This window comes from Roseomonas sp. TS2, assembly GCF_058833935.1.
The window spans coordinates 1-21140 of sequence record NZ_JCACVY010000067.1 but is presented as its reverse complement, the minus strand read 5'-3'; the positions used below and the strand labels follow the sequence as shown (position 1 = coordinate 21140).

The following is a 21140-nucleotide window of genomic DNA, read 5'->3' as shown; positions in this document are numbered from 1 at the left end:
GCCGCCGCCGCCGCGGCTGTAGCCCGCCGCGCGGCCGTTTCCGCGGGGGGGCAATCCGTTCTATGGTCGCGCCCCCGATTCACCTGTCTCTCTGCACGCTCCAGTCGCACGGACCCCCAAGGCCATGACCGAGGAATTCCACCGCATCCGCCGCCTGCCGCCCTATGTGTTCGCCGAGGTGAACCAGGCCAAGGCTAGCGCGCGCGCCGCGGCCGAGGACATCGTCGATCTCGGCATGGGCAACCCGGACAGCCCGACGCCGCCGCACATCGTGGCCAAGCTGGTCGAGGCGGTGCAGAACCCGGACACGCATGGCTACTCGGCCAGCCGCGGCATCCCCGGCCTGCGCCGGGCGCTGGCCGGCTACTACGCCCGCCGCTTCAACGTGAAGCTGGACCCGGAGACGGAGGTGGTGGCCACGCTCGGCTCCAAGGAGGGGCTGGCCAACCTCGCCGCCGCCATCTCCTCGCCGGGCGACACCATCCTGGTGCCGAACCCCTCCTACCCGATCCACCAGTTCGGCTTCATCATCGCCGGCGCCTCGGTGCGCTCCATCCCGCACACGCCGGATGACGAGATGCTCCAGGCGCTGGACCGCGCGGTGCGCCACTCCGTGCCGAAGCCCACCGCGCTGATCGTCAACTTCCCCTCCAACCCGACGGGGCTGATGGCGGGGCTCGACTTCTACAAGGAGATCGTCGCCTTCGCGAAGCGGCACGAGATCTTCGTGCTGTCCGACCTCGCCTATGCCGAGCTGTACTATGGCGACAAGGTGCCGCCCTCGATCCTCGAGGTGCCGGGCGCCAAGGATGTGGCGGTGGAGTTCACCTCCATGTCCAAGACCTACAACATGGCCGGCTGGCGCATGGGCTTCGCCGCCGGCAATCCGCGCCTGATCGCGGCGCTGACGCGGGTGAAGTCCTATCTCGACTACGGCGCCTTCACGCCGATCCAGGTGGCCTCCACCGCCGCGCTGAACGGCCCGCAGGACTGCATCGACGACATGCGCAAGCTCTACCGCGAGCGGCGCGACGTGCTGGTGAAGGGCCTCAAGCAGGCCGGCTGGGACGTGCCGGTGCCGGAGGCCGGCATGTTCGTCTGGGCGCCGATCCCGGACCGCTACAAGCACCTCGGCTCGGTCGAGTTCAGCAAGCTGCTGCTGGCGCGCGCCAAGGTGGCGGTGGCCCCCGGCCTCGGCTTCGGCGAGCATGGCGACACCCATGTGCGCATTGCCATGGTGGAGAACACCCACCGCATCCGCCAGGCGCTGCGCGGCATCCGCGCCTTCCTGGCCACCGACAATGGCGGGCCCGTCACGGAGCCCGCCGCCGCTCCTGCTGCTGAACTGGTGAAAGAATGACCCGTCCGCTTTCCGTCGCGGTCGCCGGCCTGGGCACGGTCGGCGCCGGGCTGCTCACCCTGCTGCGCGACAACGCCGAGATCATTGCCGCCCGCGCCGGCCGCCCCGTCGTCGTCACCGCCGTCTCGGCGCGCGACCGCAACCGCGACCGCGGCGTCTCGCTCGACGGGCTGCGCTGGTACGAGGACCCGGTGGCGATGGCCGCCGACGCCCAGGCCGACGTGGTGGTGGAGCTGATCGGCGGCAGCGACGGCCCGGCCCGCGCCCTGGTGGAGGCGGCGCTCGCCGCCGGCAAGCCGGTGGTGACGGCGAACAAGGCGCTGCTCGCCCTGCACGGCACCGCGCTGGCGGGCATGGCCGAGGCCAGCGGCGCCACCCTCGCCTACGAGGCGGCGGTGGCGGGCGGCATCCCCGCCATCAAGGCGCTGCGCGAGGGGCTGGCGGGCAACCAGATCCGCCGCGTCACCGGCATCCTGAACGGCACCTGCAACTACATCCTCACCAACATGCGCGAGCAGAAGCGCGAATTCGCCGACGTGCTGGCGGAGGCGCAGAAGCTCGGCTACGCCGAGGCCGACCCCTCCTTCGACATCGACGGCATCGACGCGGCGCACAAGCTGGCGATCCTGGCGGCGCTGGCCTTCGGCCGCCCCGTCTCCTTCGCCGACGTGCATGTGGAGGGCATCCGCGCCGTCTCCGCCCTCGACATCCGCCTGGCGGACGAGCTGGGCTACCGCATCAAGCTGCTCGGCATCGCGCAGCGGGAGGAGGGCGGCATCGCCACCCGCGTGCACCCCTGCATGGTGCCGGCGGCCCACCCGATCGCCCGCGTGGACGGCGTGTTCAACGCCGTGGTGGCGGAGGGCGACTTCGTCGGCCGCGTGGTGCTGGAAGGGCGCGGCGCCGGCGCAGGCCCCACCGCCAGCGCCGTGGCGGCCGACCTCATCGACATCGCCCGCGGCCGCCACACCCCGGTCTGGGGCGCCGCGCCCGGCGCGCTGGATGGCGCGCCCGCTCTGCCCATGGAACGGCACCACGGCGCCTACTATCTCCGCCTGATGGTGCTGGACCGGCCCGGCGTCATCGCCGACGTCACCGCCACGCTGCGCGACAACGGCATCAGCCTGGAATCGATGATCCAGCGCGGCCGCGCGCCGGGCGAGGCGGTGCCGGTGGTGCTGACCACCCATGATTGCCGCGAATCCGCGATGCGCGCCGCGCTGGCGCGCATCGGCGCGCTGGAGGCGGTGCTGGAGCCGCCGGCGCTGATCCGCATCGAATCCCTTTGACACGCGTTGGCGGGGCGGTTGCAAACCCCGCACCGGGACAGACAGGAGCCACCATGCGCCGCGACACCACCCCCGTTGACCGCAATCTCGCCCTCGAACTGGTGCGCGTCACCGAGGCGGCGGCGCTGGCCGCCAGCCGCTGGATCGGCCGTGGCGACAAGAACGCCGCCGACGGCGCGGCGGTGGACGCCATGCGCAAGGCCTTCGACACCATCGCCATCAGCGGCACCGTGGTGATCGGCGAGGGCGAGATGGACGAGGCGCCGATGCTCTACATCGGCGAGAAGATCGGCCTCGGCGGCCCCAAGGTCGACATCGCCGTCGATCCGCTGGAGGGCACCAACATCTGCGCCACCGGCGGGCCGAACTCCATCGCCACCCTGGCCGTGGCCGAGGATGGCGGCTTCCTGCACGCGCCCGACATCTACATGGACAAGATCGCGGTGGGCCCCGGCCTGCCGGCCGGCATCGTCGACCTCGACGCCAGCCCGGCCGAGAACCTGCGCGAGCTGGCCCGCGCCAAGAAGGCCGAGATCAACGACCTCGTCGTCTGCATCCTCGGCCGCGACCGGCACAAGGAGATCATCCGCGCCTGCCGCGAGGTGGGCGCGCGCATCATGCTGATCCCGGATGGCGACGTGGCCGGCCTCATCGCCGTCTCCCAGCCGGAGACGGGCGTGGACCTCTATCTCGGCTCCGGCGGCGCGCCGGAGGGCGTGCTGGCGGCCGCCGCGCTGCGCTGCATCGGCGGCCAGATGCAGGGCCGGCTGCTCTACGAGGATGACAGCCAGATCGCCCGCGCGCGCGAGATGGGCATCACCGACCCGCAGAAGAAGCTCACCGCCGAGGACATGGCGCAGGGCGACGTGATGTTCGCCGCCACCGGCGTCACCGGCGGCCCGCTGCTCAAGGGCGTCCGCCGCGGCCCGACCTCGGCCTACACCCACTCCATCATCATGCGCAGCAAGACCGGCACGGTCCGCTACATCGAGGCGCACCACAATTTCTCCCTCAAGCCGAGCGCCTTTGTTGACTGACGGGCTGGCCCTGTCCGGGACCGGCATGGGCGCCGCGGTGGGCGCCGCGCCGGTCCTCGGCGTCTCCCACTCCGCCCAGGGGCGGCGCTGGATCTGGCGGCAGGGCGATTCCCGCATCGGCCTCGCCATCGCCCAGCGCCTCGGCCTGCCGGAGCTGGTGGGGCAGCTGCTGGCGGCGCGCGGCATCGGCATCGAGCAGGCGGCGGTGTTCCTGGAGCCGACGCTCCGCGCCCTGCTGCCCGACCCCTCCGTGCTGCTCGACATGGACCGCGCCGCCGGGCGCCTGGCCCAGGCGGTGCAGGCGGGAGAATCCGTCGCCGTCTTCGGCGACTACGATGTGGATGGCGCCTGCTCCGGCGCGCTGATGCTGCGCTTCCTGCGCGGGCTCGGCTGCCCGGTGCGCGCCTATGTGCCGGACCGCCTCAAGGAGGGCTACGGCCCCAACCCCGCCGCCATCGCCGCCCTCTGCGCCGAGGGCGCGACGCTGATCGTCTGCGTCGATTGCGGCATCGCCGCCCATGCGGCGCTGGAGGCCGCGCGGGACCGCGCCGACGTGGTGGTGCTGGACCACCACAAATCCGAGGGTCCGGTGCCGGTGGTGGCCGCCGCGGTGAACCCCAACCGGCTCGACTGCACCTCCGGCCTGCGGAATCTCTGCGCCGCCTCGGTGGCCTTCATGGCCGCCATCGCCACGCTGCGCACGCTGCGCCGCGCCGGCTTCTTCGCCAGCCGGCCGGAGCCCAACCTGCTCGGCCTGCTCGACCTCGTGGCGCTGGCCACGGTGTGCGACGTGATGCCGCTCACCGGCCTCAACCGCGCCCTGGTGACGCAGGGCCTCAAGGTGATGGGGCGCGGCGAGCGGCCTGGCATCGCCGCCCTGCTGGAGGTGGCGCAGGCGCGCGAGGCGCCCTCCGCCTACACGCTGGGCTTCCTGCTCGGGCCGCGAATCAACGCCTCGGGGCGCATCGGCGAGCCGGATCTCGGCCTGCGCCTGCTGGCCTGCGACGACCCGATCGAGGCGCGCGCCATGGCCGAGCGGCTGGACGCCGTCAACCGCCGCCGGCAGGAGGTGGAGAGCGAGGTGCTGGCCGCCGCCTTCGCCCAGGCCGAGGAGCAGGCGGAGGCCGGCCACCCGGCGCTGCTGGTCTGCGGCGAGGGGTGGCACCCCGGCGTGGTGGGCATCGTCGCCGGCCGGGTGAAGGAGAAGTTCAACCGCCCCGTCTGCGTGGCCGGCGTGGCGGAGGGGCTGGCCAAGGGGTCCGGCCGCTCCGTGCCGGGGGTCGATCTCGGCGCGGCGGTGATCGCGGCGCGGCAGGGGGGCCTGCTGGAGACGGGCGGCGGCCATGCCATGGCGGCCGGCTTCTCCTTCCGGATGGAGCAGCGGGAGGCCTTCCATGCCTTCCTCGACACGCAGCTCGCCCACGCCGCCACCCTGCCGACCAGCGCCGACCTGGTGGTGGACGGCACCCTGCTGGTGCCCGCCGCGACCGTCGCGCTGGTCGAGCAGGTGGCGCGCCTCGGCCCCTTTGGCGCCGGCAACGAGGAGCCGGTCTTCGTCTTCCCACGCACCCGCATCGTGCGCGCCGACCGCGTGGGCAAGGAAGGCAACACCATCCGCGCCTTTGTCGAGGGCGAGGGGGGAGGGCGGCTCAAGGCGGTGTGCTTCCGCGCCAAGGAGGGGCCGCTGGCGGATCTCCTGCTGAACAGCCGCGGAGCGCCTGTGCATCTGTGCGGCACGCTGCGGGCCGAGAGCTGGAACGGCAATGTTTCGGTCGGCCTGCATGTGCAGGATGCCGCCGCGGCATAGCCGTGATGCCCACCTTCGCCACGGCGTTTTCCTGCCTGGCGAGGGCTGGACGTCCGGTTCCGTCTGCGGTAGTAAGCCGCCGCTGCCGCGGGCCATGTTTCCTGGCCGGACGGCTTGCTTGGCGTAGGTCCCCATCGTCTAGAGGCCTAGGACACCAGCCTTTCACGTTGGTAACACGGGTTCGAATCCCGTTGGGGACGCCATCACTTCCACACTGCCATTTAAATCCGCATGTCGGCTCTTCTGAGGGCCGCTGGTCTGGAAGCTGCTTGGATGGTTCTGGCACAGTAGGCGCTGTGCGTCCGATCATCCTGAAATGATCAAGGCCAAGACAATAGAGGCAGCGAATTTCTGCTTCCTGTCCTCGAGCTTGCCTGCCTCAAAAGCTATGCAGAGCGCTTTCTCGACTGTCCTTCAGACTTGAGATCTGCAGATCCTCACAGAAACGACGCCTGAGAATTCCATGCGGCATATTTTGAAGGCTGTTCTGGATCTGCGGCGAGCCGGGCGGCCTGCTTGGGCGTGTGGCGTGCAGCGCCGGCAGGTGATCCGGCGTGCCGGCTGTCAGACGCAGCTCGGAACGCGCCTTCCGCTTGGCACCTTCATATCCGGAGCGGGTTTCGCTTTCCGGCATGGAGCGCAACGTCCTGTTGTCCAGAATGGCAGGGCAAGGCAGGGCCTGCCCTCCGGTGGCCAGGCACGGCACGATGCGCAGATCCTTGGCCACCGCCTCGAAGCAGCCTGCCGCCAACCAGCGCTGCGCCTGCTGGTCGACAAGGGTTGTCCACTCCGGAAGGCCATTCGGCATCCAGCGCCCGGTACACCGCTCTTCACAACATAGCGCAGGCCATGGAACACCTCGCGCCGACTGCGATCATGCCGCCCTGCGTCTTGCGGCAGAAGACTCAGAAGGTGCAACCAGCGCCCAAGGCTTCATCAGATCCATCGTTCGGGTACGCCTTGCAGGCAATCACATGACCATGGAGCACGGCCTGCGCTCTCGCGGAAAAATCTCTCGATAACAACGGGCTGATGTCCACGAGGCAGATGGTGGACGGAAAGATGCACGCGTAGGGGCCATGGCGCATGGCGAGGCGGCGCCAGCCCTCGGAGTCCGCCGAGCACGCCCTCAATGCGGCGCCACTGGCGGTAAAACTTCCTGCCATGCGGGAGACGCCGCCTGCTGCCGCTCCCGGCACCCTCATCGGGCGTATCTCCCTTCATCCCCCTTCCCGATCGGGCGGCGCGGGGCTTCGGCGGTCTGTCCGGCGCGTCATCTGTCCTAAGGCAAAAACTGTCGGGAACCTTCGGGGCTCTCGGCAACTGCGTCCTTTGTCGATCGCCCGCCCTCGGGTTCTGATCAGGATGACGAGTAGAAAAGGGCCAGAGCATGAGCGGACATTCTCCGCAGACGCCATCTCCCTCCACAACTCCGTTCGGCGCGAAGCCGACGGAGCAGGAGGGAAAGACGCGTGAGGCGATGCCGGATATCCGGCAGGATGCCAAGGACGCCGCCGCCAGCCTGGCGGACGAGGCGAAACAGAAGAAGCGCGACATCACCGAAGCCGCGACCGAGCGCGCCGAGAGCCTGGCCGAGCAGGGCAAGGCCGCTGGTGCCGAGCGGGCCGAAGGGCTGGCCCATGCCGTGCGCCGCGTAGCCGACGACCTCGAGGACAGCTCGCCCGAGATCGCGCGTCATGTGCGCGCTGCGGCGGAATCCGTCGAAGGCATTTCCTCAAGCCTGCGCGAGCGCAGCGTGGGTGAGCTGGTGGAGCAGGTCAACGGCTTCGCCCGCCGCCAGCCGACGGCCTTCTTCGGTGCGGCGGTGCTGGCGGGTTTCGCCATCACCCGTTTCGCGCGTGTGGGCCTGTCGGAGGGCATGTCGGGTGGAGCGCGGACGGGCGGCGCGCAGCGATCCAGCCATTCTGCCGGCATGGGCGCTGAACCCGCCATGGGCGCGGGCCGCACGGGGTATGCGACAGGCACGGGCAGCACCGGCACCGGCACCGGCACCGCAGGTGCGGCCGGCCCGGCTCCCGGATGGGTCAGCAACCCGGCTGCGCCCGGCGCCCCTTCCAAGCCGGTGACGATGCCCGCCGCCACGCTGGGTGGCGCCGCGGCGCATCGCCCCGGTACCGGCCAGCCCGGCAGCATGCCGCGTGGTGATGAGGTGACATCCTGATGGCAAACGAAGGCAACCGGACCGTCCCCGATCTGCTCGGCGACCTGGTCCAGCAATCCTCGACCCTGGTCCTCAAAGAGGTCCAGCTGGTGCGGGCCGAGATGAACGAGGCGGTCGGGCAGGTGGGGCGCGGGGTCGGCAGCATCGCTGTCGCCGCCGCCCTGCTGATGGCGGGCCTGGTGATCCTGCTGCAGGCCCTGGCGGCCTGGCTGGTCACGCTGGGGCTGTCCACGGCGCTCTCCAGCCTGATCGTCGGCGTCCTGGCCGCAGTGGTCGGCTTCGTGCTGCTCCGCACTGGCGTCAATCGCCTGCGGGCAACGCAGCTGATCCCGCAGCGCGCCGCCCATCAGGTGTCGCAGGATGCTACCCTCGCCAAGGAGGCCGTGCGATGAGCCACAGCAACGACCAGACCACCGATCCCCGTGGCCAGTCGGCCGCCGAGATCGAGAGCGATGTCGAGCGCACCCGCGCGCGGGTGAACGAGACCATCGAGGCCCTGCGCGGCAGCATGGCGCCAGGTCAGCTTGTCGAGCAGGCGCTGGATTATGCGCGGAACGCCGGCGGCGCGCAGTTTGCGCGCAATCTTGGCCAGGCGGTTCGCGACAATCCCTTGCCGGTCCTGATGATCGGCGCCGGGATCGGCTGGCTGATCATGTCGGGGCGGGATGGCGGTGCGCCGCGCAGCAGCCACTACATGCCGCCGCCGCGCGATCTGTCTCCGCCGCGCCAGCCTGCGCTGCCGGCGCCCACGGTCACCACCACCTCGGCTTCCAGCCATGGCACGTCCTCCGGCCCGAGCGCACCGGGCCTGGGCAGCCGGCTGGGCGACGCCGTGGCGGGCGCGAAGGAGAGCGTCAAGGACGCCGCCGCCTCCATCGGCCAGACGGCTTCCGATATGACGGACCGTGTCTCCAGCACGGCCGGAAGCGCGGGAGACAGGGCCCGGATGTACCAGCATGATGCGCGCGATGCCGCCTCGCATCACTACAACCGCCTGGCGGAGGGCACCGGTCATCTCGGCCGGCAGGCCGGTGAAAACTGGAACCGCATCACCACCGAGCAGCCTCTGCTGATCGGCGCGCTGGGCCTGGCGGTCGGCGCCGCGCTGGGTGCCCTGCTGCCTCGCACGGAAACCGAGGACCGGCTGATGGGTGAGGCCAGCGAGGCCACCGCCCGCCAGCTCCGCGAGACGGCGGAGACGCAGTACGAGCAGGCGAAGGATGCGGTCACCACCCAGGCGCAGGGCATTGGCCAGGCACTCGCCGAGACCTATGAGCATGGCAAGGAGAAGCTGAAGGAGCAGGGTGGCGGCACGGTATCGGCCACCGGTGGTGCGGTGGAGCAGGCGGTGCGCGGCACCGGCACCGGCACCGGCGCTGGTACCGGCACTGGCCCTGGAACTGGCAGCGGCACCGGCGTCGCGGGTAGCAGCAGCAGCGGTACGGCGCATAAGGATGCCAGCACCTCCACCACTCTGGGGCAGAGGTGAGGCAGCGCTCAGGCGCCGAAGCCTGATGCCTTCCTAGCCATCCGCCGGCCGGCAGTATGCCGGCCGGCGGACACCATCATGCGGGTCTATCTCCCCCGCGTGGTTGCTGTCCGCCGGGAGAAGGCGGGCCCGGGCGTCACGAGTTGGGGCGTCACCGGAAGGAGCGTCACCGGCAGGGTGGTGGACGGCCTTCCGGGCAGGGGTGGCCAGCCAAGCTGATGAAGTTCCGCCTCTGGCGTCCTCATGCGCCGAGGCTGCCTGTCAGCCCGTGCCGAACCCGGAGCCTGCGACGCGGTATTCCGGCCGCGGCGGGCTGAAGATGTCGAGCACCCGCGCGCCCTCCGGCCCGGCCCGCATGGTGTGCGGAACCCCGCCGGGCGTGCGCCAGAAATCGCCTTTCCCGACGTGGATTTCCTCCCCGCCCTGGATGCGCACGGCGCTGCCTTCCAGCAGCACGCCCCATTGCTCCTCCGGGTGGGAATGCACCTTGCCTTCCGCATTCGGCGCGATTGTCACCACGGAGAGCATGGCCTGCTCCCCCGCGAAGATCCGCGTGGTCAGGCCGGGCGCCAGTTCGCGCAGGATGCCGCCTGTTCCTGAATCAAGATTGTGGAATTCATCGGCTTGGCTCATGGCGCCTTTTCCCTCCAATGCTCAGCCGGTGCATGCCGCGGGCATGCCGGAAGCGGTTCTTGACATGGGCGCCGTCCCGGGGCGGGAGTGCGCGCGGTGGATTGTCCGTCCTGATCTCCGCCGCCGCAAGCGCGCGTCTCGCCGGGCCGGCCTCCGGCGGCTCCCCTGCCCGGCGAGGAAGGCTTCCATGTGGTGCTGTTCCGCCGCTCCGGACCGCTGGCGGCGGCGCCCTACGGCGCGGCCCTGCCGTTCAACCTGCTGCCGCGTATGTCCGGCGTGCAGATCCGGCGCGCCGGGGCCGTGCGGCTCGAGGGCGCCTCCGCCCTGGCGCAGATGGATGGCGATCCGGCCGGCGCCCTGCCGGTGAAGGTGCCGGACGCGCCCGGGCCGCTGCGCGTGCTGCTGCCACCCTGACGCGCCGCGCCCGGAAAGCCAGTTCAGGCAGGCGACTCAGGCGGCGAAGGCGCGGGCGGTTTGCGGCACCAGGCGGCAGGGCTGCCCCACGCGCAGCAGGCCAAGCGGCGCCTCCGCCTCGATGACATGGCCCGCGAGGTCCAGCTCCACATGGGCATGGCCGCCAGCGGGGCGCTGGCTGCGCAGGGTGGCGTTGGCCTCCCCCTCCGGCGCCGGCGCCACCGCCCATTCATGCGCGCGGATGAAGGCCAGGACCGGCCCGTCCTGCGCCGGGGCGGCGCGCAGGGCGGCGCGCGGCAGAGGGGGCAGCGGCACGCCCCCGAAATGCAGCGCCCCCTCTGCCAGCCGCCCTGGCAGCCGCGCCGCGTGGCCCAGGAAGCCGGCGACGAAGGCGGTGGCCGGCGCCTCCACCAGCCGCTCCGGCGTGTCGATCTGCACCAGCCGGCCGGCCTCCATCACCGCCACGCGGTCGGCCAGCTCCAGCGCCTCCTCCTGGTCGTGGGTGACGAAGAGGCTGGTCAGGCCCATCTCGGTGTGCAGGTCGCGCAGCCAGCGGCGCAGGCCCTTACGCACCTCGGCGTCCAGCGCGCCGAAGGGCTCGTCCAGCAGCAGCAGGCGCGGCTCGATGGCCAGCGCCCGCGCCAGCGCCACGCGCTGCCGCTGCCCGCCCGAGATCTGCTCCGGCATCCGCCGCTCCAGCGCGCCGATCTGCATCCGCTCCAGCAGCGCGCGCACGCGGCGGCCGATCTCGGCCTCGCCCGGGCGGGCGGCGCGCGGCCGCACGCGCAGCCCGAAGGCCACGTTCTCGAACACGCTCATGTGCCGGAACAGCGCGTAGTTCTGGAACACGAAGCCCAGCCGCCGCGCCCGCGCCGGCACGGCGGACATGTCCTGCCCCTCGATCTCCACCGTGCCACTGTCGGCGAAGTCGAGGCCGGCGAGGATGCGCAGCAGCGTCGTCTTGCCCGAGCCGGAAGGGCCGAGCAGCGCCACGAACTCGCCGGGCCGGGTCTCCAGCGCGATGTCGCGCAGCGCCGCGGTGGGGCCGAAGCGGCGGGTGAGGCCGCGCACCGCCACGCTCATGCGGCCGCGCCCCGCGCCGTGCCGCGCTCCACCAGCGCCTTGGCGCCGAGGGTGACGAGGGCCAGCAGCGCCAGCAGCGCCGCCACCGCGAAGGCGCCGACGAACTGGTACTCGTTGTAGAGGATCTCGACATGCAGCGGCATGGTGTTGGTCTCCCCGCGGATATGGCCGGAGACGACGGAGACGGCGCCGAACTCGCCCATGGCCCGGGCGTTGCAGAGCAGCACGCCGGAGAGCAGCGCCCAGCGTATGCCGGGGAGCGTCACGCGCCGGAAGCTCTGCCAGCCGGAGGCGCCGAGGGTGGCGGCGGCCTCCTCCGCCTCGCGCCCCTGCTCCTGCATCAGCGGCACCAGCGTGCGCGCCACGAAGGGGAAGGTGACGAAGAGCGTGGCCAGCACCAGCCCCGGCACGGCGAAGATGATCTGCAGGCCGCGCGCCTCCAGCCAGGGGCCGAACCAGCCATGCGCGCCGAACAGCAGCACCCAGACCAGGCCGGACACCACCGGCGAGACGGAGAAGGGCAGCTCGATCAGCGCCAGCAGCAGGGCGCGGCCGGGGAAGCGGTAGCGCGCGATGCACCAGGCGCCCGCCAGCCCGCCCAGCGTGTTCACCGGCACGGCGATGGCGGCCACCAGCAGGGTGAGGCGGATGGCCGCCAGCGCGTCGGGGTCGGAGAGCGCCTGCCACACGGGGGGCCAGCCCCGGCGCAGCGCCTCGGTGAACACCGCCGCCAGCGGCAGCAGCAGGAACACCCCGAGCAGCAGCGCGGCGAGCAGGATGAGCAGCCAGCGCAGGCCGCGCGGCTCGGTGGTGGAGGGCGTCATGCGCGGCGCCAGAGGCGCTGCACCAGGTTCAGCGCCAGCAGGAGCAGGAAGGACAGCGCCAGCATCGCCACCCCCACGGCGGCGGCGCCCGCGTAGTCGAACTGCTCCAGCCGCACCACGATCAGCAGCGGCGCGATCTCGCTCACCATCGGCATGTTGCCCGCGATGAAGATGACGCTGCCATACTCGCCGATGGCGCGCGCCGCCGCCATGGCGAAGCCGGCCAGCAGGGCGGGCGCCAGCGCCGGCAGCACCACGCGCCACAGCGTCTGCGCCCGGCTGGCGCCGAGCGTCGCCGCGGCTTCCTCCGCCTCGCGCGGCAGGTCGCGCAGCACCGGCTCGACGGTGCGGACGATGAAGGGCAGGCCGACGAAGGCCATGGCCAGCACCACGCCGAGCGGCGTGTAGGCCACCTTCAGCCCCAGCGCGGCCAGCGGCGCGCCCAGCCAGCCATTCGGCGCGTAGAGGGCGGTGAGGGCGAGGCCGGCCACGGCGGTGGGCAGGGCGAAGGGCAGGTCCACCATGCCGTCCAGCAGGCGCCGGCCGGGGAAGCGGTAGCGCACCAGCACCCAGGCCACCAGCAGGCCGGGCGGCACCGTGGCCGCCGCCGCCGCCAGGGCACCCAGGAAGGACAGCCGCAGCGCGGCCAGCACGCGTGGCTCCGTCACCGAATGCCAGAAGCCCGCCGGCCCCAGCTCCAGCGGCCGCAGCAGCAGCGCCAGCAGCGGGAGCAGGACGAGGCCGAGCAACCAGAGCAGGGTGATGCCGAGGCTGAGGCCGAAGCCCGGCAGCGGATCGCGGCGCCGCGGCGTCATCGCCCGGGCTGATAGATGCGGTCGAACAGGCCGCCATCGTTGAAATGGGTGGCCTGGGCCCGTCTCCAGCCGCCGAGGGCCGGGTCGTCGATGGTCACCAGCTCGAGCCTGGGGAAGCGGTCTCCGGCGGCGGCGAGCGCCGCCTCGTCGCGCGGGCGATAGTGGTGCCGCGCGGCCAGTGCCTGGCCTTCCGGCGCGTAGAGCGCCTGGAGATAGGCCTCGGCCAGGGCGCGCGTGCCGCGCCGGTCCACGTTGCGGTCCACCACCGCCACGGGCGGCTCGGCCAGGATGGAGAGGGAAGGGTGGACGATGTCGAACTTGTCGGTGCCGAACTCGGCCAGGGCGAGATACGCCTCGTTCTCCCACGCCAGCAGCACGTCGCCCTGGCCGCGCTGGACGAAGCTGGTGGTGGAGCCGCGCGCGCCGGTGTCCAGCACTGGCACGTTGCGGAACAGGGTGGCGAGGTAGTCCTGCGCCGCGCGCTCGCCGCCCGGCTGGCGCAGCGCCCAGGCCCAGCCGGCCAGGTAGTTCCAGCGCGCCCCGCCCGAGGTCTTGGGGTTGGGGGTGATGACGGAGACGCCCGGCCTCGCCAGGTCGCCCCAGTCGCGCAGGGCCTTCGGGTTGCCCTTGCGCACCAGGAAGACGATGGTGCTGGTGTAGGGCGCGCTGTTGTACGGCAGGCGCTTCTGCCAGTCCGGCGCGATCAGCCCGCGCTCGGCGATGGCGTCGATGTCGTAGGCCAGGGCGAGGGTGACGACATCGGCCTGCAGCCCGTCGATCACCGCGCGCGCCTGTCGGCCGGAGCCGCCATGCGAGGCATTGGCGCGCACCGTCTGGCCGGTCCTCGCCTTCCACTGCCCGGCGAAGGCGGCGTTGAAGGCGCGGTAGAATTCCCGCGTCGGGTCATAGGAGACGTTGAGGAGCTGGGCGGCGCCCTGCGCCCGCGCGGCGTGCGGCGCGGCGGCCCCCAGGGAGGCTCCCAGGGAGGCCCCCAGGGCTGTGCCCAGCAGCAGGCGGCGAGGCAGAGCAGGCAGGGTCATCGGGACCTCACTCTCTCCAGGCACGGATCATCCAGCCTGGGCCGCCGCGATGCAATGTTTCCGTGGAGATGCCCCACGCGCCCTCCGGCGGCCGCGCCCGTCTCAGGCGGGCGGAAGCGTCACCCGGGCCTTGAGCGGAAGATGGTCGGAGGCCCGCCGCGCCAGGGGCGTGTCATGGGCCACGACCTGCGGCGCCAGGTGCGGCGGGTGCAGCAGGATCCGGTCCAGCGCCAGCCAGGGGCGGAAGGCGGGGAAGCTCGGCGGGTGCGGCGGCGCGCCGAAGACCGGCTCCAGCACGCCCAGCGCCGAGGCGCCCGGCCGCCACTCGTTGAGATCGCCCAGCAACAGGGTGGGGATGCGGGGACCGGAGCCGGTCCGCATCGCCGCCAGCAGGGCCTGCGCCTGGAGCCGCCGCCGCGCCGCGCCGAGGCTGAGATGGGCCGAGATCAGGCGGAACGGGCCGGCGCCGAGGTCCAGCTCCGCCAGCAGCCCGCCGCGCGGCTCCATCCCGCCCAGGCGCAGCCCCTCGGGCGGGCGGAGGAGGGTGGCGTCGCGCCGCACCAGCACCACGTTGCTGCGCCAGCCCTGCTGCGCCGGCGCTTCCGCCACCCGCAGAGGGCGCAGGCCCAGCGCCGCCACCGCGGCCTCCTCCAGCATCGGGGTTTCCCGGCGCAGGTAGTGCTGCGCCTCCTGCAAGGCGATCAGGTCCGGGCGGATCTCGGCGATGACGGACAGGATGCGGGCGGGGCGGAACCACCCCGCGGGCCCCCGGCCGCGATGGATGTTGTAGGTGGCGACAAGCATGCCGCGCTCAGCGGCAGGAATCGGAGAGGCGCGGCGCCTGCGGGGCGGGGGAATCGCGCCACACCGCCCAGGCGGCCGCGAGCACCGCGCCCAGCGCGGTCAGCGCCACGTCCGTCACCGTGTCCAGCCCGTCGCCGATCAGCCCGGTCGCCCATTCGAACACCTCCCAGCCAATGGCCAGCGCCAGGCCGAAGGCCGCCGCCGCCCAGACCAGGCCGCGGGCCGGCCGGTGCCGCCCATCCGCCCGCAGCAGGGCGAGGAAGACGGCGCCGGCCAGCACGCCGTTGACCAGATGCACCACCTCGTCATAGGGGCCGGGGCGGTAGAACCACCCCAGGCCATAGCCCGGCGTGGAGAGCAGCGTGGCCAGCACGGGCGTGGCGTCCAGCCCGCGCGGCAAGGCCCGCAGCCGGTGCGGCAGCACGCCCATGCGCTCGCGTGGCGGCAGGACCAGACCCAGGCAGCCCAGCAGCGCGGCGGCGGTGCCCAGCGCCGCGCCCTGCCGGCCCAGCAGCCAGAGCCCAAGGCCGGTGCCGGCCAGGGCGAGCAGGCAGGCCCAGGCAAAGGCCGAATGGGGCCGCAGGTCGTCCTTGGTCAGCAATGACATGGCATCTCCTCTCCTCTCCTCTCCTCTCCTCTCCGCGCCTGGGCCTGGCCCGCAGCCATCGGCCGGGGGCGGAGCCTTAACGTGCGGCGGGCGCTTTCGGTGCAGGCCGGCCTGCCGCAGCAATCCCCGGCCGGTCCGGCGGGAATGCAAATTTCATAAAACCGCGCATGTCGGCCCGTTAAGGCCTGGGTAAGGCGCGGCCAGGATCAGCGGATCGGGAATCGCGCCATGACGGGACTGACGTCTACCTCGCTCTGGAGTCATGACACCGCCAGCGGCGGCACGGCCGGGGGCGCGGAGGTGGTGGCCTTCGACGAGGCGCGCCAGCTGGTGCTGGTGCTGGGGCCGGATGGCGTCGACGCGCTCCGCATGCAGGATGGCAGCCTGGCCTTCTCGCTGCCGGCGGCCGGAGCCGGGCCGTTCGGCACCGGCAACAGCGTGGCCGTGCATGGCGACGTGGTGGCGGTGGCCTATGACGGCGCCACCCCCGGCAGCAATGGCACCGTGGCCCTCTACCAGCTCGACGCCGCCGGCACCGGCGCCACGCTGCTGCGCAGCGTCACGGTTGGCGCCGTGCCGGACATGGTGACCTTCACCCCCGATGGCAGCCGCCTGCTCGTCGCCATCGAGGGCGAGCCGAACGACGACTACGCGGCGGACCCGGCCGGCGGCGTGGCGGTGATCGATGTCGCGGCCGGCACCAGCACCTTCGTCGATTTCGGTGGCTTCGACACGGCGGCGCTGCGGGCGGCGGGCGTCCGCATCACCGGCCCCGCCGGCACCCTGGCCGCGACGGATCTGGAGCCGGAATACATCGCGCTCTCCGCCGATGGCCGCACCGCCTATGTGACGCTGCAGGAGAACAACGCCGTCGCCGTGCTGGATCTGGACGGCATGGCCTTCACCGCCGTCCACGCCCTGGGCACGAAGGACCATTCGGTGGCCGGGCAGGGGCTCGATCCGTCGGACCGTGACGGTGGCCCGGCCATCGTCACCGCGCCCGTCTCCGGCCTCTACATGCCGGATGGCCTCGCCACATTCACGCGGGACGGCAAGACCTACCTCGTCACCGCCAATGAGGGCGATGCGCGGGAGTGGGGCGACTACGCGGACACCGACCGGCTGAAGAACGTCACCCTCGATGCTGACAGCTTCGGCGGCGCCGCGGCGGTGGCGGAGCTGCAATCCGACGCGCGCCTCGGCCGCATCGACGTGCTGACCACCGAGGGCGACACGGATGGCGATGGCGATATCGACGTCATCACCACGCTCGGCGGCCGCTCCTTCTCCATCTGGGAAGTGACCGAAAGCGGCCTGACGCAGACCTTCGACTCCGGCGACATGATGGAGCGCGTGCTGATCGAGCAGTTCCCCGCGCTGTTCGATGACGGCCGCTCCGACAACAAGGGGCCGGAGCCGGAGAGCGTCACCCTGGCGGAGATCGACGGCGTGCTGCACGCCTTCGTTGCGCTGGAGCGCACCGACTCCGTGATGGCCTTCCGCATCGACTCGCCCACCGACGTCACCTATGCCGGCCTCATCCCGACCAGCGACGCGCCGGAGGTGATCCAGGTGGTGGACACCGCCGGCGGCCCGGTGCTGGTCGCACCCGGCGAGGGCGACGGGCAGGTGCAGGCCTCCCGCCTCGAGGTGGAGGGCGACGGCACCTACACGCTGCAGATCCTGCACGCTTCCGACTTCGAGGCGGGCCTCGCGGCGGTGGACCGCGCCAGCCGTTTCGCCGCCATCGTCGACAGGCTGGAGGACAGCGTCGCCAACAGCATCACCCTCTCCTCGGGCGACAATTTCCTCCCCGGCCCGTTCATCGCCGCCGGCACGGATTCCGGGGTGAGCGGCGCGCTGCGGCAGCTCTACGCCACGCTGCTCGGCGTGCCGGTGGAGCAGCTCTCGGGCCTCGCCGCCAACCCGGCGGCGGCCGACATCGCCATCATGAACGCGCTCGGCATCCAGGCCAGCGTGTTCGGCAACCATGAGTGGGACCTCGGCTCCAACGCCCTGGCCTCCGCCATCGACTTTGCCAAGGGCAGCGGCAGCACCGCCGCCGCCGTCTCCTCGATCGGCGCGCTGTTTCCCTACCTCTCGGCCAATCTCGACTTCAGCGCCGACCCGGCGATGCGCGCCCTGTTCACCGCCGCGCTGCGCGACGCCGCCAGCTACGCCACCACGGCCGCGGAGCTGGGCGACGCGGCGGCGCTGACCGCCGAGGCGGCCGACGCGCAGGTTGCGCCCTGGACCACCCTCGAGGAGAATGGCGAGACCATCGGCGTGCTGGGCGTCACCACCCAGCTGCTGCAGAGCATCTCCTCGCCCTCCGGCACGGTGGTGAAGGACCCCGCCGGCGATGGCGGCGCCAACAACACCGACGAGCTGGCCAGCATCCTGCAGACCTATGTCGACCAGATGGCGGCGCAGGGCCTCGACAAGATCATCCTGCTCAGCCACCTGCAGCAGTACCAGCTGGAGCTGGAGCTGGCCGGCAAGCTGAGCGGCGTCGATGTCATCATCGCCGGCGGCAGCCACGCCGTCTTCGCCGACGGCACCGACGCGCTGCTGCCGGGCGACAGCGCCGCGCAGGGCTACCCGGTCTTCGTCGAGGGCGCCGATGGCGGCACCGTCGCCGTGGTCAACACAGGCAGCGAATACTCCTATGTCGGCCGGCTGGTGGTGACCTTCGACGCCGAGGGCCGCATCATCCGCGACAGCGTCGATGCCGGCCAGTCCGGCGCCTACGCCACGACCGAGGAGACGGTCGCCGCGCTGTGGGGCAACGAGGACGCCTATGCCGAGGGCACGCGCGGCGGCATGGTGCGCGGCCTGACGGACGCCATCGGCACCGTGATCGACCAGAAGGACGGCCAGCTTCTCGGCTACACCGAGGTGTTCCTCGAAGGCCGCCGCGGCGAGGTGCGCACCGAGGAGACCAATCTCGGCAACCTCACCGCCGACGCCAATCTCTGGCTGGCGCAGCAGGTGGATGCGGCGGTCAGCGTCTCGATCAAGAATGGCGGCGGCATCCGCGCCGAGATCGGCAGCATCGGCACAGGCGCCGAGGCGGGCGAGCTGCCGCCGCTGGCCAACCCCGATGCCGGCAAGCCGTCGGGCGCCATCAGCCAGCTCGACATCGAGAACTCGCTGCGCTTCAACAACGCGCTCTCCATCGTCACCGTCTCGGCCGAGGAGCTGCTGCGGATCGTGGAGCACGCCGTCTCCGGCATCACGCCGGGTGCCACGCCGGGCTCCTTCGGCCAGGTGGGCGGCCTCTCCTTCTCCTACGACCCCGCCGGCACGGCGCAGCGGCTGAACGCCGATGGCAGCGTGGCGGTGGCCGGCACGCGCATCCAGAACCTGGCGATCGTCGATGCGGACGGCTTCGTCATCGAGACGCTGGTGCAGGATGGCGCGCTGGTGGGCGATGCGTCGCGCGGCATCCGCATGACCACGCTGAGCTACCTGGCCGATGGCGGCGACGGCTACCCGATCGGCGTCTACGCCGAGGACCGCATCGACCTGCAGGGCAGCGATCTGCTGGCCGAGGGCGCCAGCCGCTTCGCCACCCGCGGCACCGAGCAGGACGCGCTGGCCGAGTACCTGCTGGCCCGGCACGGCAGCGCCGGCACCGCCTTCGACGAGGCCGACACCACCGCCGCGCAGGACAGCCGGGTGCAGAACCTCGCCCTGCGCGAGGATGGCGTGCTGGCGCAGGAGCAGATGGGCGGCGCGGACGCCGACAGCCTGGCCGGCACGGCGGGGCGCGACATCCTGCGCGGCGGCGCGGGCGACGACCGGCTGGCCGGTGGCGGCGGCTCCGACATCATCGACGGCGGCGCGGGCTTCGACACGCTGGTGCTGGGCCAGGACATCCTGTCCTACAGCGTCTCCCGCATGGGCGGGACGGCGATGACGCTGCGCGGGAATGGCGAGGTCATCCGCGCCGGGGGCATCGAGCAGATCACCTTCGCCAACGGCACGGTGCGGCTCGACCAGGGCGGGGCGCTGTTCGACGCCATCCACTACGCCGCGCAGAACCCCGACGTGCTGGCGGCCGGCGTCAACCTGCTCGACCACTACAACCAGCATGGCTGGCGCGAGGGGCGCGACCCGAACGCCCTGTTCGACACCGACGCCTATCTGGCGGCGAACCCCGACGTGGCGGCCTCCGGCATGCTTCCGCTGGAGCACTACATCCTCTTCGGCTGGCAGGAGGGCCGCGATCCCTCCGCCCGGTTCGACGGCGAAGCCTACCTGGCCCGCAACGCCGATGTGGCGGAGGCCGGGATGCTGCCGCTGACCCACTACCTGCTGCACGGCGCGGTGGAGGGGCGCATCGTCACGGCCGCCATCGGCGATGTCTCGGCGGACGGCTTCGACGCCGGCTACTACCTGCTGGCCAACCCCGATGTGGGCCTCGCCGGCATGGATGCCCGCCAGCACTGGGAAATGTATGGCCGCGCCGAGCAGCGCGACCCGAACGGCTATTTCGACACGGACGCCTACCTCGCGGCCAATCCCGACGTGGCGGCGGCGGGCATCGACGCCCTGGCGCACTACAACGCCTTCGGCTGGAAGGAAGGCCGCGATGCCAGCAGCCGCTTCGACACGGATGCCTATCTCGCCGCGAATTCCGACGTGGCGGCGGCGGGGATGAACCCGCTGCTGCACTTCCTGGAGTTCGGCAGCGCGGAAGGGCGCACGCCCTACGCCGTCATCGCCTGAGGCCCGGGCGGGGAGGGGAGCGACCCTCCCCGCCTTCCAGGCGGGGCCCCAGCCGCCCGCCACGCCCTGCGTGTTGCCGCAGACGGCGTAGAGCGCCTTGCCGGCCGTCCTCTTCGCAGGGGATGAGGCGGTCTTGCCGGTCCTGGCTGTGGCTGTTCGGGATGCCGGGCCAGGTCAGGCCGGCCGCCGGACCGGAGGCAGCCCCCGCGCCAGCCTGCGCCGGCCCGGGCCGGGGCGGAGCAGGCCGGCAGGGCGCCGCCGCGCATGGCCGGAATGCCGGGGCCGCACCGCATGGGCCTGCACGCCATGCGGGATTTCCGCAGGACGATCTGCGCATTGCGCGCAGATTCTTGCCGCGCCCCGGAATGGCACTATGTTCGCCCCTTCCTGTCCGCGGAGACCTGTCCCTGGCCAGCCCCGGAGCCGACCGATGCAGCGCTGGCTGATCCTCGCCGACGACCTGACGGGCGCTGCGGATTGCGCGGTGTCCTTCGCGCGCCGCGGCCATGCCGCCGCCGTGGCCTGGGGCCCGGCAGGAATCGCGGAGGAGACGGTGCTGGCCATCGACACCGACAGCCGGCGCCTTCCGCCCGCGCAGGCGGCGGCGCGCCACGCCGCGCTCCTGGCGGCGCCGCCGGGCCCGGGCGCCGCCCTCTACAAGAAGATGGATTCCACCCTGCGCGGGCAGCCGGCGGCGGAACTGGCGGCCAGCCTCGCCACGCTCCGCGCCGCCGGGCGGCCGGCCCTGGCGGTGGTCTCGCCCGCCTTCCCCGCCACAGGCCGCACCATGGAGGATGGGCGCGTCCGGCTGCAGGGCGCGCCGCTGGAAGCCTCGCCCCTCTGGCGGCGGGACCACACCTACCCCGATGCCGATCTGCGCGCCGTGCTGGAAGGGGCGGGGATGACCACGGCGTTGCTGCCGCTCGCCGCCCTGCGCGCCGAGCCCGGCGCGGCGGCGCGGGCGGTGCGCGCGGCGCTGGAGGCCGGCCAGGATGCGCTGGTCTGCGACGCGGCCACCGAGG

At 72.4% G+C, this 21140-nt stretch carries 18 protein-coding genes and 1 tRNA gene; 11 read left to right on the top strand and 8 right to left on the bottom strand.

Annotated elements, in window-relative coordinates; genetic code table 11:
* Positions 1–124: 124 nt before the first annotated feature.
* The 5 genes from ACZJYS_RS12510 to ACZJYS_RS12490 all read left to right on the top strand — a co-directional run bounded on the left by ACZJYS_RS12510 (position 125) and on the right by ACZJYS_RS12490 (position 5696).
* Positions 125–1360, top strand: coding sequence for an LL-diaminopimelate aminotransferase (locus tag ACZJYS_RS12510; protein WP_493178517.1), 1236 nt, complete (start codon positions 125–127; stop codon positions 1358–1360).
* Positions 1357–2649, top strand: coding sequence for a homoserine dehydrogenase (locus ACZJYS_RS12505; protein WP_493178515.1), 1293 nt, complete (start codon positions 1357–1359; stop codon positions 2647–2649). Before ACZJYS_RS12510 ends, ACZJYS_RS12505 begins: the two co-directional genes overlap by 4 nt.
* A gap of 53 nt (positions 2650–2702) precedes the next feature.
* Positions 2703–3686, top strand: coding sequence for a class II fructose-bisphosphatase (gene glpX, locus ACZJYS_RS12500; RefSeq protein WP_109516013.1), 984 nt, complete (start codon positions 2703–2705; stop codon positions 3684–3686).
* A 25-nt stretch (positions 3687–3711) separates the two neighbouring features.
* Complete coding sequence (recJ, locus tag ACZJYS_RS12495) at positions 3712–5493, top strand: single-stranded-DNA-specific exonuclease RecJ (RefSeq protein WP_493178518.1); 1782 nt, start codon at positions 3712–3714, stop codon at positions 5491–5493.
* 127 nt (positions 5494–5620) lie between these two features.
* Positions 5621–5696 (top strand) — tRNA-Glu (locus ACZJYS_RS12490).
* 176 nt (positions 5697–5872) lie between these two features.
* Here ACZJYS_RS12490 and ACZJYS_RS12485 read toward each other — a convergent pair.
* A complete protein-coding gene (locus ACZJYS_RS12485; protein WP_493178513.1) occupies positions 5873–6301 on the bottom strand; it encodes a hypothetical protein in 429 nt (142 codons plus the stop codon).
* A gap of 582 nt (positions 6302–6883) precedes the next feature.
* Between ACZJYS_RS12485 and ACZJYS_RS12480 the strand changes: the two genes are divergently transcribed.
* The 3 genes from ACZJYS_RS12480 to ACZJYS_RS12470 are packed head-to-tail and all read left to right on the top strand — an operon-like array spanning position 6884 to position 9164.
* Complete coding sequence (locus ACZJYS_RS12480) at positions 6884–7675, top strand: hypothetical protein (RefSeq protein ID WP_493178511.1); 792 nt, start codon at positions 6884–6886, stop codon at positions 7673–7675.
* A complete protein-coding gene (locus tag ACZJYS_RS12475) occupies positions 7675–8067 on the top strand; it encodes a phage holin family protein (RefSeq protein ID WP_109516007.1) in 393 nt (130 codons plus the stop codon). Before ACZJYS_RS12480 ends, ACZJYS_RS12475 begins: the two co-directional genes overlap by 1 nt.
* On the top strand, positions 8064–9164 hold the full coding sequence (locus ACZJYS_RS12470) for a DUF3618 domain-containing protein (protein ID WP_493178509.1): 1101 nt from the start codon (positions 8064–8066) through the stop codon (positions 9162–9164). The genes ACZJYS_RS12475 and ACZJYS_RS12470 overlap by 4 nt, the downstream gene beginning before the upstream one ends.
* A gap of 261 nt (positions 9165–9425) precedes the next feature.
* Here ACZJYS_RS12470 and ACZJYS_RS12465 read toward each other — a convergent pair whose 3' ends face one another.
* Complete coding sequence (locus tag ACZJYS_RS12465; RefSeq protein ID WP_109516005.1) at positions 9426–9797, bottom strand: cupin domain-containing protein; 372 nt, start codon at positions 9795–9797, stop codon at positions 9426–9428.
* A 189-nt stretch (positions 9798–9986) separates the two neighbouring features.
* On the opposite strand from ACZJYS_RS12465, the gene ACZJYS_RS12460 reads away from it, so the two are divergent.
* Complete coding sequence (locus ACZJYS_RS12460; protein WP_493178506.1) at positions 9987–10211, top strand: hypothetical protein; 225 nt, start codon at positions 9987–9989, stop codon at positions 10209–10211.
* Positions 10212–10247: 36 nt separating this feature from the next.
* Here ACZJYS_RS12460 and ACZJYS_RS12455 read toward each other — a convergent pair whose 3' ends face one another.
* The 6 genes from ACZJYS_RS12455 to ACZJYS_RS12430 all read right to left on the bottom strand — a co-directional run bounded on the left by ACZJYS_RS12455 (position 10248) and on the right by ACZJYS_RS12430 (position 15384).
* Positions 10248–11294: a sulfate/molybdate ABC transporter ATP-binding protein gene (locus tag ACZJYS_RS12455; protein WP_109516003.1), complete on the bottom strand. Its 1047-nt coding sequence runs from the start codon at positions 11292–11294 to the stop codon at positions 10248–10250.
* Complete coding sequence (gene cysW / locus ACZJYS_RS12450) at positions 11291–12118, bottom strand: sulfate ABC transporter permease subunit CysW (RefSeq protein ID WP_379651136.1); 828 nt, start codon at positions 12116–12118, stop codon at positions 11291–11293. Before cysW ends, ACZJYS_RS12455 begins: the two co-directional genes overlap by 4 nt.
* Entirely contained in the window at positions 12115–12933 is an 819-nt protein-coding gene (gene cysT / locus ACZJYS_RS12445) for a sulfate ABC transporter permease subunit CysT (RefSeq protein WP_493178503.1), read from the bottom strand. Before cysT ends, cysW begins: the two co-directional genes overlap by 4 nt.
* Positions 12930–13973, bottom strand: a complete 1044-nt coding sequence (locus ACZJYS_RS12440) for a sulfate ABC transporter substrate-binding protein (RefSeq protein ID WP_493178500.1) — start codon at positions 13971–13973, stop codon at positions 12930–12932. Before ACZJYS_RS12440 ends, cysT begins: the two co-directional genes overlap by 4 nt.
* Positions 13974–14075: 102 nt before the next feature.
* The gene (locus ACZJYS_RS12435) at positions 14076–14777 is read right to left on the bottom strand and encodes an endonuclease/exonuclease/phosphatase family protein (RefSeq protein ID WP_493178497.1); all 702 of its coding nucleotides are present in this window, start codon (positions 14775–14777) and stop codon (positions 14076–14078) included.
* Positions 14778–14784: 7 nt separating this feature from the next.
* Positions 14785–15384 carry a DUF2238 domain-containing protein gene (locus ACZJYS_RS12430; RefSeq protein WP_379633587.1) on the bottom strand — a complete coding sequence of 200 codons (600 nt, stop codon included), beginning with the start codon at positions 15382–15384 and terminating at the stop codon, positions 14785–14787.
* 228 nt (positions 15385–15612) lie between these two features.
* On the opposite strand from ACZJYS_RS12430, the gene ACZJYS_RS12425 reads away from it, so the two are divergent.
* Positions 15613–20118: a choice-of-anchor I family protein gene (locus tag ACZJYS_RS12425; RefSeq protein WP_493178496.1), complete on the top strand. Its 4506-nt coding sequence runs from the start codon at positions 15613–15615 to the stop codon at positions 20116–20118.
* Positions 20119–20548: 430 nt separating this feature from the next.
* Positions 20549–21140 (top strand): four-carbon acid sugar kinase family protein (locus tag ACZJYS_RS12420; RefSeq protein WP_493178495.1); only part of this gene is annotated, 592 nt, incomplete at its 3' end.

Bases quoted from the DNA above. Each gene is read 5' to 3' on its own strand.
- ACZJYS_RS12470 (WP_493178509.1), top strand. From the start codon at position 8,064: ATGAGCCACAGCAACGACCAGACCACCGATCCCCGTGGCCAGTCGGCC.
- cysT (WP_493178503.1), bottom strand. From the start codon at position 12,933: ATGACGCCGCGGCGCCGCGATCCGCTGCCGGGCTTCGGCCTCAGCCTC.
- ACZJYS_RS12465 (WP_109516005.1), bottom strand. From the start codon at position 9,797: ATGAGCCAAGCCGATGAATTCCACAATCTTGATTCAGGAACAGGCGGC.
- recJ (WP_493178518.1), top strand. From the start codon at position 3,712: ATGGGCGCCGCGGTGGGCGCCGCGCCGGTCCTCGGCGTCTCCCACTCC.
- ACZJYS_RS12435 (WP_493178497.1), bottom strand. From the start codon at position 14,777: ATGCTTGTCGCCACCTACAACATCCATCGCGGCCGGGGGCCCGCGGGG.
- ACZJYS_RS12510 (WP_493178517.1), top strand. From the start codon at position 125: ATGACCGAGGAATTCCACCGCATCCGCCGCCTGCCGCCCTATGTGTTC.
- ACZJYS_RS12480 (WP_493178511.1), top strand. From the start codon at position 6,884: ATGAGCGGACATTCTCCGCAGACGCCATCTCCCTCCACAACTCCGTTC.
- ACZJYS_RS12475 (WP_109516007.1), top strand. From the start codon at position 7,675: ATGGCAAACGAAGGCAACCGGACCGTCCCCGATCTGCTCGGCGACCTG.
- ACZJYS_RS12455 (WP_109516003.1), bottom strand. From the start codon at position 11,294: ATGAGCGTGGCGGTGCGCGGCCTCACCCGCCGCTTCGGCCCCACCGCG.
- ACZJYS_RS12505 (WP_493178515.1), top strand. From the start codon at position 1,357: ATGACCCGTCCGCTTTCCGTCGCGGTCGCCGGCCTGGGCACGGTCGGC.
- ACZJYS_RS12430 (WP_379633587.1), bottom strand. From the start codon at position 15,384: ATGTCATTGCTGACCAAGGACGACCTGCGGCCCCATTCGGCCTTTGCC.
- ACZJYS_RS12440 (WP_493178500.1), bottom strand. From the start codon at position 13,973: ATGACCCTGCCTGCTCTGCCTCGCCGCCTGCTGCTGGGCACAGCCCTG.
- cysW (WP_379651136.1), bottom strand. From the start codon at position 12,118: ATGACGCCCTCCACCACCGAGCCGCGCGGCCTGCGCTGGCTGCTCATC.
- ACZJYS_RS12485 (WP_493178513.1), bottom strand. From the start codon at position 6,301: ATGCCGAATGGCCTTCCGGAGTGGACAACCCTTGTCGACCAGCAGGCG.
- ACZJYS_RS12425 (WP_493178496.1), top strand. From the start codon at position 15,613: ATGACGGGACTGACGTCTACCTCGCTCTGGAGTCATGACACCGCCAGC.
- glpX (WP_109516013.1), top strand. From the start codon at position 2,703: ATGCGCCGCGACACCACCCCCGTTGACCGCAATCTCGCCCTCGAACTG.